This is a genomic window from Rhodoglobus sp., from assembly GCF_053580035.1.
In genome coordinates this window covers 43,770-57,573 of the sequence record NZ_JBMDVL010000004.1, presented here as the reverse complement: position 1 = coordinate 57,573, position 13,804 = coordinate 43,770, and the positions used below count along the sequence as shown (strand labels likewise).

12 protein-coding genes are annotated in these 13,804 nt (G+C 58.5%); 9 read left to right on the top strand and 3 right to left on the bottom strand.

Features of this window, described 5'->3' with window-relative positions; genetic code table 11:
• Positions 1–24: 24 nt before the first annotated feature.
• Both ACOH1Z_RS12570 and ACOH1Z_RS12565 read left to right on the top strand, forming a co-directional pair.
• Positions 25–1,683, top strand: a complete 1,659-nt coding sequence (locus ACOH1Z_RS12570) for a hypothetical protein (RefSeq protein ID WP_449648841.1) — start codon at positions 25–27, stop codon at positions 1,681–1,683.
• An 82-nt stretch (positions 1,684–1,765) separates the two neighbouring features.
• Positions 1,766–2,461 (top strand): hypothetical protein, encoded by a 696-nt coding sequence (locus ACOH1Z_RS12565; protein WP_449648840.1) that lies wholly within the window; start codon positions 1,766–1,768, stop codon positions 2,459–2,461.
• A gap of 67 nt (positions 2,462–2,528) precedes the next feature.
• Here ACOH1Z_RS12565 and ACOH1Z_RS12560 read toward each other — a convergent pair whose 3' ends face one another.
• Positions 2,529–2,894: an ArsR/SmtB family transcription factor gene (locus ACOH1Z_RS12560; RefSeq protein WP_449648839.1), complete on the bottom strand. Its 366-nt coding sequence runs from the start codon at positions 2,892–2,894 to the stop codon at positions 2,529–2,531.
• A gap of 85 nt (positions 2,895–2,979) precedes the next feature.
• On the opposite strand from ACOH1Z_RS12560, the gene ACOH1Z_RS12555 reads away from it, so the two are divergent.
• Positions 2,980–4,260: an NAD(P)-binding domain-containing protein gene (locus ACOH1Z_RS12555; RefSeq protein ID WP_449648838.1), complete on the top strand. Its 1,281-nt coding sequence runs from the start codon at positions 2,980–2,982 to the stop codon at positions 4,258–4,260.
• Between the two features lie 45 nt (positions 4,261–4,305).
• On the opposite strand, the gene ACOH1Z_RS12550 is transcribed toward ACOH1Z_RS12555, so the two are convergent.
• Positions 4,306–4,968 carry a pentapeptide repeat-containing protein gene (locus ACOH1Z_RS12550; RefSeq protein WP_449648837.1) on the bottom strand — a complete coding sequence of 221 codons (663 nt, stop codon included), beginning with the start codon at positions 4,966–4,968 and terminating at the stop codon, positions 4,306–4,308.
• Between the two features lie 117 nt (positions 4,969–5,085).
• Here ACOH1Z_RS12550 and ACOH1Z_RS12545 point away from each other — a divergent pair, with 117 nt between their 5' ends.
• Together ACOH1Z_RS12545 and ACOH1Z_RS12540 are read left to right on the top strand one after the other, a co-directional pair.
• Positions 5,086–5,526, top strand: coding sequence for a rhodanese-like domain-containing protein (locus ACOH1Z_RS12545; RefSeq protein ID WP_449648836.1), 441 nt, complete (start codon positions 5,086–5,088; stop codon positions 5,524–5,526).
• 215 nt (positions 5,527–5,741) lie between these two features.
• On the top strand, positions 5,742–6,839 hold the full coding sequence (locus tag ACOH1Z_RS12540) for a type I restriction endonuclease (protein ID WP_449648835.1): 1,098 nt from the start codon (positions 5,742–5,744) through the stop codon (positions 6,837–6,839).
• 51 nt (positions 6,840–6,890) lie between these two features.
• Here the strand turns inward: ACOH1Z_RS12540 and ACOH1Z_RS12535 are convergent, their stop codons facing one another.
• The gene (locus ACOH1Z_RS12535; RefSeq protein ID WP_449648834.1) at positions 6,891–8,327 is read right to left on the bottom strand and encodes a helix-turn-helix domain-containing protein; all 1,437 of its coding nucleotides are present in this window, start codon (positions 8,325–8,327) and stop codon (positions 6,891–6,893) included.
• A gap of 139 nt (positions 8,328–8,466) precedes the next feature.
• Between ACOH1Z_RS12535 and ACOH1Z_RS12530 the strand changes: the two genes are divergently transcribed.
• The 4 genes from ACOH1Z_RS12530 (at position 8,467) to ACOH1Z_RS12515 (ending at position 13,784) form a co-directional block, all read left to right on the top strand.
• Positions 8,467–10,281, top strand: coding sequence for a phosphoenolpyruvate carboxykinase (GTP) (locus ACOH1Z_RS12530; RefSeq protein WP_449648833.1), 1,815 nt, complete (start codon positions 8,467–8,469; stop codon positions 10,279–10,281).
• Positions 10,282–10,385: 104 nt separating this feature from the next.
• Complete coding sequence (locus ACOH1Z_RS12525) at positions 10,386–10,925, top strand: sigma-70 family RNA polymerase sigma factor (protein ID WP_449648832.1); 540 nt, start codon at positions 10,386–10,388, stop codon at positions 10,923–10,925.
• The gene (locus ACOH1Z_RS12520) at positions 10,918–11,655 is read left to right on the top strand and encodes a hypothetical protein (protein ID WP_449648831.1); all 738 of its coding nucleotides are present in this window, start codon (positions 10,918–10,920) and stop codon (positions 11,653–11,655) included. The genes ACOH1Z_RS12525 and ACOH1Z_RS12520 overlap by 8 nt, the downstream gene beginning before the upstream one ends.
• Positions 11,656–11,720: 65 nt before the next feature.
• Positions 11,721–13,784, top strand: coding sequence for a TPM domain-containing protein (locus ACOH1Z_RS12515; RefSeq protein ID WP_449648830.1), 2,064 nt, complete (start codon positions 11,721–11,723; stop codon positions 13,782–13,784).
• Positions 13,785–13,804 lie beyond the last annotated feature (20 nt).

Genomic DNA, 13,804 nt, shown 5'->3' with positions numbered 1-13,804 from the left:
GCAGCTCGGACAGGAAAACTGATCATGGCCGGATCAATCGAATTCCTTTCGTCGACAGGCGATATAGCGCGAGTGAACTACTCAGTTCCACTTCCCGGCAGCCATCAGGGCAGGCGCCTTGTTCGCCTTGATCTTGGCTTGACTGCTGGTGACTGGGTGGAAGCAGAACTGACGGGCGGAACCACCCCTGCGTTAGCCGCAGGAATCCACCAGGATCAGTCTGGGAAGATCACTATAGATCCCGGCGCCGCGACCACATTCTTGCGCAAAAAGTTGACGCGCCTCGGCTACCCAGCCGCCGATATTGACACGGCACTTGCGGCGCTTCCTGACGAGATCGAAGGCAATGATCCGCCTCCGCAGCAACCCGGACTGGCGCCAGACACGCCATTACCGAACCCGCCGAAACCGGGCGGCCTTGAGGGGCTTGCCAAACGATTCGTGTCAGCGGCACGGGAGGGAATGGTCTTGTCGCCTTTGCCCGGGCCCGGCGGATCCGACGTCACGGAAACCGTTCCTGTTGACATCGAGCCAGATCCACAACTGTTCCTCGTTGAAAAAGTCGCTATTTCGTCATTCCTCGGGGACTACGGCATGGGCAAAACTGTCAAGACCTTCACCCTTTTGCCTGGCGAGTCCACCACGATCCGTGTCAAGACGTGGCAGTCCACGAAGAAGAGCCGCAAGGAGTCATCGTCGATCATTGATTCGCACGAAGACGAAGCCAAAGAGCGGTTCGAAACGACCGTGCAAAACGAGACAACGGACAAGAGCACCAAGTCACAGGAAGAGAAGTGGTCTGTCGAGGCGGAGGCTTCTGCCACGTGGGGGTGGGGAAGCGCGAGCGTTAAGGGTTCAGCTTCAGGCGAATACCAATCCGGCCGCGAGCAGTTTGCCAAACAGGTCTCTTCAGCCATCGGCGAGCACGCGAAGACAGCGTCCTCGAAGCGTGAGTTATCGGTAACATCCGAATCCGAAGTTTCGGTCGAAGAAGGATCTGAGGAAGTCATCGAGCGCACCATCACTAACGTCAACGTGCGTCGCGTGCTCAACTTCGTGTTCCGTGAACTCAATCAGGAGTACCAGACGCATCTGCACCTGACCGATATCCATGTTGCTTATACAAACGGCATGGACGGCGTCTGGCGCGAAGTTCCGATCTCTGGCCTTCGCGGACTGCTAGCCGAACTCTTGCACGAAGGCAGTGGCAAACGGGACGAGATTGCCAGACAGATAGTGAAGTTTGCCTCGGTGGTCTTCGATGGGCACGATGAACCCGTCCGCACACTAGAGCTGGTTACCTACGACCCGATCGAAGATACGTTCACGATCAGCACTATCGCCAAGGACGCCGACGGCCTTCCTGAGGCCCCGACCCAGAATCAGTTCTACCGCTTCAAGAAGGGGAATTTGGCCCAAGATCTGGTTCCAGGGGTGCTGCTGTCGACCCAGAGCATCGTGATGCGGACTGATTCGGTGATCGTTGAGGCGCTCTTGGGCGAGTCCGATGCACTCGACGCATTCGCGATGGAAATTCAGGGCGCAGCTGCCACCGCGAAGACTCTTACTAACCAACGCGAGAGCCTGATCCAAGACACTTTGGCGGCAATCCCCGATCCTGAGCAACGGGCGAAGTTGGCTGCGGCGCTCTTCGTGCCGCACGCCTCGGAGCCGTCGCTATGAACCGGGCAAAGTCGTGAGCGGTAACCGGGGCCCTCTCGACGAAGACGGAATAACTGACACCGAGGTCTTGACCGAAACGAGAGTGGCCGACGCAGGTCCTGTAACTAAAGCGGCCCGCAAGTCGACGCCCAAAAAAATTACCCCCAAAGAGGCTGATGCACGTGCGCGCAGCGTCGCCGGCACGTGGCTAGAGCGGATCGACCCAACATTGACGCCGAGAGCGGTGGAAATTTTGGGCTGGGAAAGCCCAAAATTGTCCGAATTTGTCCAGGGCTATCCCTATGGAGCCTGGACTAACTCGCCTTCACTGATCTTCGTCAACTTCGACGCCGTGCCCGTCTGGTCCGATCGCTTGGACGCTTGGCTTATCGCCACCTTGAAGCATGAGTCCATCCATGCGGCGTGGTTCCGTGACGGACCAGCAGCAACACCCCCACGCGCCAAGGGACACCCCGCGACATTTCTCATTGGCCTGGCTCATGAAAAATTGACCTACAAGGAGTGTGCCGCGTGGCTAAAGTCCGGCGCTGCTACCACGCTGATCGAGGACCACATTCGTAAACCGGCCCCTCCGGCTGCGCTTAAAGAGATCAAGCAGCACGAGCGTTCGCAATTCGGCTACTACAACGACCTCACCCGTGCACACGAGCGGGTCGTTAAGCTGCCCGAGGCGCAGCGCGAAAAGGCGGCGTTTATCGAACTAAAAAAATTCGGGCTCCCCGCCACGTTAAGTGCCGACCCTGAAGCGGCCATGAAACAGCTCTACAAGGAGCCGTAGCAACTCGCCGGCCAATAGCGACCCTGCGCGGTTACCGACGATTGATTTATCAGTCAACTGAACCACGTTATGAAACGACGCAGCAGGCCTTGGCGCCGGCATCAGTGCTGGTTGCCACGGAGGCGAGCATCTTGACTGGATCGGCAAAGGCTTCGCAGCAGAGTTCGTAGACGTTGGAACGGCCACGTGGCGTCACTGTTACGAGGCCGTTCTCTCGCAGTGGGGCGAGGTGGTGGCTCACGAGGGTTTGGCTGAGGCCGGTGGCATCGGTCAGTTCACGCACTGTGTGAGCACGCTCGGTGAGCAGCAATACGAGTTGCAACCGATTGGGATCACCGAGGGCTCGCAATAGGGGCGCAAGACTGTGAGCGCGTTCAGCACTTGCCGACCACGCGGGCTTCTGAATCATCAGAAGTTCAACCGGTTTACTCATGACCGCAATCGTACACGAACTGTTTGTTATCAACAGTAAGTACTGTTATTGTGAGCAAACACTGAAGTTGACTTTGAGGAGCGTTGTGACCACCGAACACTCAGCGCCAAGCGCACTGCCCGTCGTCGTTGTCGGAGCCGGGCCCATCGGGCTCGCAGCCGCCGCCAACCTCGTGACTCGCGGCATCCGCACCGTCGTTCTTGAAGCAGGCACCCACGCCGGTGCAGCAATCAGCGACTGGGGTCACGTCGCATTCTTTTCCCCCTGGAACTACAGCATCGACCCCGTAAGCCGCGAACTACTCGAACGCGCTGGCTGGACCTCCCCCGCTGCCGACACCCTGCCAACGGGGGCCGAAATAGTGAAGGACTACCTGCAACCGCTCGCCGCCACCGCCGAACTTCACCCCGTCATCCGCTACAACAGCAGGGTGATCGGGATGTCGCGCCACGGCATCGACTCCACCAAGACCATCGGGCGCGAACGCCGTCCACTGCTCGTTCGCGTTGACTCCCCTGATGGCGTGTATGACATCCTCGCCTCGGCGATTATCGATGCGTCGGGAACGTGGGGCAACAGCAACCCTGTCGGCGCTTCCGGGCTACCCGCGACGGGTGAAGCCGTCGCCGGTGAGTGGCTAGTTGGCCCGTTACCTGACGTTCTGGGGCGCGACCGCGCTCGCTTCGCAGGCAAACACACCCTCGTGATTGGCATGGGACACTCTGCCGCCAACACCCTGCTGGCTCTTGCCGAATTGCGCGAAAGCGAGCCGGGCACCGAAATCACGTGGGCGATTCGTGGTCGTTCCCCACAGCGCCTCTATGGCGGAGGCACCGCCGATGAATTGCCGGGTCGCGGCGCCCTCGGCACCAGACTCAAAAAGGCCATCGATGCTGGCGCAATCGCGCTTCTCACCGACTTCACTGTCGCGAGTCTCGCACCAGACGATGACGGTCGCCTTGTCGTGACGAGCGAGAACCCTGACGGCGATCAAACCGTGACAGTGGATGCTCTCGCCGCCGCCACCGGGTTCCGCCCCGACCTTGACATCCTGCGCGAACTGCACCTCAGTCTTGACCCTGTGCTTGAAGCTCCTGTTGAGCTTGCACCGCTCATCGACCCCAATGTGCACAGTTGTGGCACGGTGTCGCCGCACGGAGCGAATGTGCTTGCGCATCCGGAGAAGAATGTTTATGTCATAGGCATGAAGAGCTATGGCCGCGCGCCGACTTTCTTACTTGCTACCGGGTATGAGCAAGTGCGATCGGTGGTCGCCGCGCTGGCGGGCGACACGGTGAGCGCTGATCGCGTGAACCTGTTGCTGCCCGAAACGGGGGTGTGCTGCGGAAGCGGCGCCGGATGCTGATCCCGACCATCTGAGCGAATCTGCGACCGCGGCGGGCACTCGTCACTAGTCGTCGATGACGATCCCGAGGTTGCTCGCAAAGAGTGGGGCAAGCTCAGTGAGCTGATAGGAGTTGAGCGTCGCGCCCTTCAGATGCTCGACCCCGCCAAGCTGCCGCAGTTCAACTCCGCGAAGATCAAAGTTGGTCAGTGTCGAGCGTGTGAGATCGAGGTTGTTGATCTGGGTGTTCGCGAACGAGACCCGATTGGCGGTTGCAGCACCTAGGTCGAGTTCGTCGATGCGGCAGTCCGTGAAGAGAACGTCTTCGAGTGTGGCTCCCCGCAGATTGAGGTAACCGATTCGGCAGTGGGTGAATCGAACAGAACTCCAACTCGTTTCGTAGAACTCAGCTGACCCCAATCGTGAGTTTTCGAAACTCACATCGCGAAAATTTGAGCGGGGTGCCGTAAAGATCGGAGCATTGAGTTTGTCGAAGCGAGTGTCAACAAAGGTTGCCGCTCGAAAATCGGTTTCGCTGGCTTCGAGTTCAACAAACTCACATTCAGAGAATGACACTCCGGCCAGTTGCTGCTCCCGAAAGTCAGCCGCAACATACTGCTCACCGCTGTAGCTTTCGTGCGCCTGTACAGCAGCGGCAGTGCCAATAGCGAGGTTCTCGAATCGCAGTTCATCGAATCGAGGGGCTGCGGTTAGCGGTTTTCTAGTCATGCTGTTCGCACTTTCTGGTCCGTTCCCGAATCATCGAATGCCTGCACACCCTCCTGAGCACGCGAATAATCCACGCTACTCGACCCCCAGGAACGCTCCCACCACTAATCTGTCTCCATGACTTCACCCGCCACCGCCGCTGACCGGATCGCCCACTTCTCCAGCAAACTTGACTTCGAAACGGATGCCTCCGACGTGCACGCTGCCATGCACTCAGAGACGACATTCGTGCTCGTCGACACTCGAGGCGATGTGGCTTGGGCCCAAGGCCGAGCCGTTGGTGCAATCCACATTCCTACGCGCGAAATTGCGGAACGTGCCGCCGCCGAGATCCCTGCCGGAACGCCCGTCGTTGTTTACTGCTGGAGCCCCGGATGCAATGGCGCGACCAAAGGTGCCCTCGAGTTCGCGAAGCTCGGCTACGAAGTGCGCGAAATGATCGGCGGATTCGAATACTGGGCGCGCGAAGGCTATCCCGTCGTCAGTAGCGACGGTCGATTAGTGCGCCAGCCTGACGTCCTTACTGCACCTGCGGCTGGGCCCGACTGCGACTGCTGAGCTGGCACGGTGCCGGCACCAGTGTTAACGGTTGGCCAACTCCCGTCAACCGGACGATCAGCAAATAAGTACTCGATTTTGGTGGCCCACATCATAAACACGTTGCGAGATGTCTGCACTAGCTAGTAGCTTGCAGCCATAACTGGGGGCGATGGGTTGATTTTTTCTCGCAACCACTCCCCTAGGGTTTTAACAACCGTTTCAAAGGGGAATCAATGGAGTTCGCAGAACGTCTCGCAGCACTCGCTCTCAAAGTAAAGAACCAGCGCAATGCGATCCAGACCGAGGAAGCAACCAAGAACGCGTTCATAATGCCGTTCATCTCAACAATTCTGGGTTATGACGTATTCAACCCTCTTGAGGTGATTCCCGAATTCACAGCCGATGTCGGTGTGAAAAGGGGCGAAAAGATCGACTACGCGATCATGCGCGATGGTGAAGTCCAGATCTTGATCGAGTGCAAGAAATCGACCGGCGCACTCAGCCTTGAGCACGCGTCCCAACTTTTCCGGTACTTCGCTGTAACGAATGCTCGGATAGCGGTACTCACCAACGGTGAGAGCTATCACTTCTACACAGACCTCGATGCCCCGAACCGAATGGACGAAAAGCCATTCCTCGTGCTGGACCTTTCAGACATCGACGAGACGCTGCTCCCCGAGCTCAGCAAGCTGACGAAGGACGCTTTCGACCTTGATTCGGTAATCAACGCAGCGGAAGAGCTGAAGTACGTCGGCGCGCTCAAGAGGACCATCGCTGCTCAGTTCCGTGACTCCTCCGACGACTGGGTCAAATTTGTGACGACGCGTGTATACGAGGGCTCGTTCACGCAGAAGGTTAGAGAGCAGTTCACTCCGCTAGTCATCAAAGCTTCCAAGCAATTTTTGAACGATCAGGTAAACGATAGATTAAAAGCAGCTTTGGGATCGTCGACATATCCAATTGTTCCAGCAGAATCGCCGGCTGGACCGATTAGCAGCGAGCCCGTGGTCGAAGCGGACCTCGATCGCGACACCGAAATTGAAACGACTCTTGAAGAGCTGGAGGGCTATCAGATCGTTAAAGCTATCGCCTGCAGCGAGGTCAAGCCCCAGCGCGTTGTGCACCGCGACGCGAAGTCTTACTTCGCGGTGCTACTCGACGACAACAACCGCAAGACAATCGCGCGACTGCACTTCAACAGCAAGAAACAGAAGTACATCGGCACCTTCGACGCTGACAAGGTCGAGACCAAGCACGCAATCGAATCTCTCGATGAAATTTATCAATATGCCGACGACATCCGAGCGGCAGTTCAGCTGCATTCCAGCTGATCGAACCGCTCAAATACTTGGATGCGCTGCCCTCGAGCGCGCCCAGCGCGCCTAGTGCGCGTCGCTTGAGTGCAGCTCCAAGAATTCGTAGAGTTCGCGGTCGTCAACGCCGGGGAATGTTCCTGACGGCAGCGGTGACAGGATGTGTGCGTGGAGCTTTGCGCTCGACCAGGCATTGCCAGCCCACCGGTCGCGCAGAACATCCTCTGGTTTGCGGCAGCAGGTTTCGTCTGGGCAGGTAGATGATCGGCGGTTGTCGGTGGCACGGCCGCGGAACCACTTCGAGTGCGAGAACGGCACCCCGATAGTGATGGAGAACTCTTCGGCATCCGTTGTGCCGGTTTGGGTAGATTCGAAGAAGCTGCCATCGGGGGTGTCGGTGTATTGGTAAAACTCGGTTGTGCGGTTGGTGCGGGTGAATGCGGTGCGGGCGCTCCAATTGCGGCACACAAATTGGCCCTCGGCTGAACCTGTGACATCCACGGGCAACCGCAATCCGTCATTTTCGTACGCCTTGTAGACGGCACCGTCGTCGCCGACCCGCAAAAAGTGGGTTTCGAGATCCAGGTGCGAAGTTGCAAGGTTAGTGAAACGCAACGCTGCAGCCTCATGCGTAACACCGAAGGCATCCCGAAAGTCCTCGACAGCAATATTGCGCTGGGCTTTAGCGTTGCTCAAGAATTCGACAGATTGTTTCAACGGCATCAGAACGGCAGCCGCGAAGTAGTTGATCTCCAGTCGTTGATGCAAGAACTCGGCGTAGCTGGTTGGCTCAGTGTGGCCAAGCACTCGGTGCGCCATTGCTTGCAACGCCATCGATCGCAGTCCGTGCCCACCGGGGATTGATGCCGGTGGCAGATAGATGCGGCCGTGTTTGAGGTCAGTGACCGAACGGGCTGAGTGCGGCAGATCGTGCACGTGAACGAGCTCGAATCCTAATGATTCCGCCATCAAACTCACTGCACGGTGAGTGAGTGCTCCCGTGGTGTGGTTTCCGGCAAGCGTCAGCTTTTCTGCTTCTGCTTCAAGGTCAGGAAGGTAGTTGTCGAGAGTACGCATCTGCTGGCGCAACTCGGTGTTGGCCCGTCGAGCTTCCTCGGGGGTGGCGATCGCTTTGCGTGAACGGGTAGATAGCTCATGGTGCAATCCAACGATCGCTTCAAGAGTTTCGTCAGGAATTCCCTTGGACGGGCGAATCTTGGGCAACCCCAATGAGGCGTAGATGGTGCTGCGCTGCACCCGATCCAATTCAATCTCCAAAGCTGCCCGTTTTGTGGGCGGCGCCTCGTCAAGCAAATCAGCCAATTGGATGTCCGTGGCTGACGCAATTGCTGACAGCAAAGTCAATCGTGGCTCGCGTCGCCCATTCTCCATAAGGGAAAGCTGACTTCCAGCAACACCGACTCGGTCGCCGAGTTGGTCGAGGGTGAACCCGGCGGTGGTACGGAAATGGCGGATGCGTTGGCCCAGAGTCACAAGATCATTCACAGGTTCACTATAACTAAAGAAAGCAGATTCTTTTCAGACAAATCCCGAGCAATGCGCAGAAATATGGGTGATCATCGAATAAGAACAGTTTTTTCAGCACCACACACTTCAGCGGAAGGTAGAAATGAGCATCGCCGAGATGACAAAGACCCACTTCTCCGCACCCGACGGAACCGACTCCAGCGTTGTCGCCTGGGTGGAAGAGATCGCCACCCTCACCCAGCCAGACGAAATTGTCTGGTGCACCGGCAGCGCTGAAGAAGCCGACCAGCTCGCGAACCAGATGGTTACCGCGGGAACCCTCACACGACTCAACGACGAGTACCGCCCCCACAGCTTTCTCGCACGCAGCGACCCCAGCGATGTCGCTCGCGTCGAATCGCGCACGTTCATTTGCTCCGCAAAGGAAAGCGATGCAGGTCCATCCAATAACTGGGCCGCTCCCGCAGAAATGCGCACCACGCTTGACGGACTTTTCGCTGGCAGCATGCGCGGTCGCCGGATATTCGTTGTCCCCTTCTCCATGGGACCGCTTGGCTCTCCGCTCGCCAAAATCGGCGTGCAGGTAACAGACTCCCCCTACGTCGTCATGAGCATGGGCATCATGACGCGAATGGGAACCGCCGTTCTTGAATCGATCGATGCTGGCACTGAATGGGTGCGTGCCATCCACAGTGTTGGTGCACCGCTCGCCGCCGGCGATACCGATGTGCCGTGGCCCTGCAACCAGACCAAGTACATCAGCCACTTCCCCGAGACTCGCGAAATCTGGTCCTTCGGTTCCGCCTACGGCGGCAACGCGATTCTCGCCAAGAAGTCATTCGCCCTACGCATCGCTTCGGTAATTGCTCGTGACGAGGGATGGCTCGCCGAGCACATGCTGCTCCTTAAGCTCACGAACCCACGCGGTCGTGTTTTCCACATCGCTGCGGCATTCCCAAGTGCCTGTGGCAAGACCAACCTCGCCATGCTCAAGCCGACCATCCCCGGCTGGAAAGCCGAAACAATCGGTGATGACATTGCGTGGCTCGGCAAAGGATCTGACGGCCGACTGCGCGCTATCAACCCCGAAGCTGGCTTCTTCGGTGTGGCCCCCGGAACGGGAATCACTACCAACGAAACCGCGATGGAAACCATCTGGGGCAACACCGTCTTCACCAACGTCGCTCTGAAAGACAACGGCGATGTGTGGTGGGAAGGCATGACCGATGAGGCGCCTGAGCACCTCATCGATTGGCAGGGAAACGACTGGACGCCCGAATCAGGCACCCCGTCGTCGCACCCGAACTCACGTTTTACTGTGGCTGCAGCACAATGCCCCACCATCGCAGATGACTGGGAGTCACCACAGGGCGTCGTCATCGACGCAATAATCTTCGGCGGTCGCCGCGCGACCAACGTGCCGCTAGTGGTGGAGGCACGAGATTGGGAGCATGGCGTCTACCTGGGCGCCACTATCTCATCTGAGCGGACGGCGGCTGCCGAAGGCACCATTGGCGAATTACGGCGTGATCCGTTCGCCATGATGCCTTTCTGCGGATACAACATGGCCGATCACTGGGCGCACTGGCTCTCCGTTGGCCAAAATTTGCGCACCTCAGGCACTGTTCCGCGCATTTTCCAGGTCAACTGGTTCCGCAAATCAGCCGATGGCTCGTTCCTCTGGCCAGGCTTTGGCGAAAACTCTCGCGTGCTTGAGTGGATTCTGGAGCGAGTCGACGGCCAGGTTGCTGCACGCGAAAGCGCCCTCGGGCTTCTCCCCCGCGATGGTGACCTCAACATTGACGGCCTCGACCTCAGCGACGACACGATGGAACAGCTCTTCGCAATCGATACTGACTCGTGGAAGGCCGAAGCGGCATCCACCGAAGAATTCTTTGCCACCTTCGGCGACCGTGTCCCTACGGCAGTAACTCGCCAACTTGAGCAGCTAAAAAAACGCCTCAATAACTAACCAACGAAACCGCCTCGCCGTTCGTCTTTAGTAGTGTGACCACAATTGCGCTAACTGTTGGCCATTCCTCGGCCACAATAGAGACAACGGCGAGGAGGGGCTCAGTGACTGAGACCGAAAACACCCCTGCCCGCTGGGAAGACGTAGTCACGCAACTCGTCGCAGAGCGAGGCGAAGCCTTGACGCGCTATGCGTACCTGATCTCAGGAAACCGCGACGATGCATCCGACCTTGTTCACGATGCACTCGTCAAAACATTCGGCCGGCTGCGCAACGGCTTTTCCATAGCCAGCGCAGAAGCGTATGTGCGTCGCGCCATCCTCAATACCTATCTCGATCGAGGTCGGCGACTCAGTCGTTGGCGCAAAATTGCGCACCTCACTATTGAGCCTGAAACCCAAGAATCTCCGGATGCAGACACCGAGACCCGACTCGACTTGCAGTCTCAGTTGATGAAGCTACGCCCGCGCGAACGGGCCTGCATAGTGCTGCGGTATTACGAAGATCTGAAGGTGGATGACATCGCCGAAACCCTGCAGATCAGTCCCGGCGCCGTAAAACGCTATCTGAGTGACGCGCTCGCGCGGATGGCAGTGAGCCTTGATCGCGCCGAAACCCACGACCTGCGGAGCCACCATGGTTGATGAGAACGAACTGCGCGCCCACCTCGCCGCAGGAGAAAAGCCCGCGATCACGATCGACACCGCTGCCATAGTTTCCCGCAGCAAAGCCCGACGCCGACCACGCCAGTTGGCGGTTGGTGCTGTTGGTGTTCTCGCGGCAGCATCCCTGCTGTTTGCCGGAATTAGCACATTTCCCCGCACCGGTGATCTCATGGCGGGAAGTGCGGCATCCGACCAATCGGCGACTCGAGAAGAGGGCGGTGCCGGTGCGGACTCGGAGGAGTCGTACATTGCGCCCGAGGATGGCGCCGTTTCCGAAACGTGTGGAGCAATTATCCCGTCGAGCGCGGCAACACCCTATGGGCTCGCGATTGACCTGGACATTGATAGAACGGTCACGGCATCCGGTAGTGCGTTCGGTACCGTTCGTCTCACCAATACGTCGGATGAAGCAGTAACGGGAACAACCGCCTCGGTCCCCGACGTCAATTTGACGCGGGACAGTGTCTCGATTTCTCACAGCCCCGACGCACAAATCCTGTCCGTCATTCCGGTGAATTTGCAGCCGGGCCAAAGCGTTGAGTTCGCTGTCTCGATTGCGATTTACGATTGCACGGTCATCGACACCGGCGGGAAGGTCGAGCCTGGCACCTACGCCATAAGCACCTCGCTCGCATTCGCGCCGACCGACCCCGAAACGGGAGCGGCTGCCGAAGTGCGCAGCACAACGTCAACGATCATTCTGGAGTAACTAGGTCGCTCCACGTGTCGCTTCGCTAGACTCCTCGTGTCACTTTCGTCGACAAGGGAGCACCAGTGAAGGCTCGATTAGCCACCGTATTTGCCCTTGCTGTTGGGCTCGCAGTGATGACAGCGGCGCCAGCTCTCGCCGAAGACCCTGTTCAGCTCGATGGCGCCTATGTCATCGACAACACCGGCGTGCTCGACGGCAGCACTGCAGACGTTGTCACAGCTCTCGACTCGCTGTACGAGCGGACTGGTGTGCAACTTTTTGTGGTCTACGTTGACGAGTTCACGAACCCCAACGCTCTCATTGACTGGGCGAATGCCACGGCAGAGGCCAATGGCCTCGGTGACGCCGATCTTCTGCTGGCGGTTGCTGTTTCGCAACGACAGTATTCGCTGTCTGTCTCCGCTGATGCGCCCTTAACTGACGCTCAATTGGATGCGGCCGAGAGCGCTATCGAAGCAGAACTTCGCAACGATAATTGGGCGCAGGCTGCAATCGCGGGGGCGAATTCGCTCACCGGCGAAGAAGCACCGTCACCTTCTGCAGCATCGGGAGGTGGCATCCCGCTTCTACCGATCATTGGCGGGGCTGCCGTCGTCGGTGTCGGTGCCTACGCGATCTATCGCGTGCGGCGTCGAGGCAGCGCTGGCAATTCTCAGAAGCCGGGCGAGAGTGTCTCCCAGGAGGAACTCGACCGTCGCGCAGGCAGCGCTCTAGTCGAAATGGATGATGCACTGAAGACAAGCGAGCAGGAGCTACGATTCGCAGAGGCACAATTCGGTTCGCTTTCAATCGTTGAATTCGAAGCAGCTCTTGCTGAAGCGAGTTCCACTGTCGCCGACGCGTTCCGCATCCGCCAGAGGCTCGACGACAGCGATCCAGAAACTGCAGAGCAGAAGCGCGCACTCACACTCGAAATCATCGAACTGTGCGAACACGCAGATGGATTGTTGGATAACCAAGCGGAATCTTTTGAACAGCTGAGGCAGCTAGAAACCAACGCTCCGGCTGCGCTTGCGGAGACCCTCGCCCTTGTAGCTCGGGCGAGAGAAAAAGTCCCAGCAATGGACAACGCGCTGGAAAATCTAAACGCGCAATATTCACGTTCCGCGATTGTGGCGATCGCAGACAATAGCAAACGCGCTAGAGCTCTGCTTGACGCTGCCGTTGCAGACGCTTCAGCCGCTGGTGACGCAATCAACTCACAAATGCCAAGCGCCGCCGCCGTCTCCGTTCGCACCGCCCAGGCCAAACTCGGCCAGGCCATTCAATTGATCGCGGCCGTGGATTCACTTGCCACAGAGTTGCAGTCGGCGGAGCAAAAACTGGCTGCCGCAATAACAGACACCACTTCGGACATTGCTGCAGCTCGCGCTCTGCCCCGCGACGACACCTCGTCAGCATTGCAGCCATACATCGCTACTGCCGAAACCGCTCTTGCCTCGGCACAGGCTCACTCAAATGATCCCGTGGCGAGCTTGAGCTCTCTCGGTGAGGCAAACGCTGCCCTAGAAACAGTGTTTATTGGGGTGCGTGATCAGCAGGCGGCCGTCGCTCAGGCAGCGACGCAACTGACAGCTGCGCTTGCGGGCGCTCAGTCGCGAATCACCACGACGGCACAGTTCATTACGACCCGTCGCGGTGGTGTTGGCTCCGAAGCGCGAACGAGGATTAGTGAAGCCGATCGTCAGGTGAAGCAGGCACTGGCTTTGCAGACATCCGATCCGGTTACGGCCTTGACGCATGCGAGACAAGCCGATCAGCTAGCTGCGACGGCATACGATCTCGCACAGCGTGATGTCTCGCAGTTCTCGACCGGCGGCGGAATGGGTACTGGCATGGGCGGGCTCGGTGGGCTTGGCGGTTTCAGCGGTGGTGGCAGCTCGGGTGGCGACATTCTTGGTGGCATCATCGGAGGCCTTATCGGCGGCAGCTTGGGCTCACGGTCATCTCGGTCAGGCCAGAGCCCGTCGTGGGGCGGCTCATCGTGGGGTGGCAGCTCGGGCTCGAGTGGTTCACGTTCTGGTGGTTCTCGGATGGGCGGCAGCAGTCGTTCTGGAGGCGGCAGTCGCTCTGGCGGAAGTTCTGGTCGCAGTGGTGGCGGTCGCAGTCGCGGCGGTAGATTCTAAGTACGGTTTGCTCGGTAACA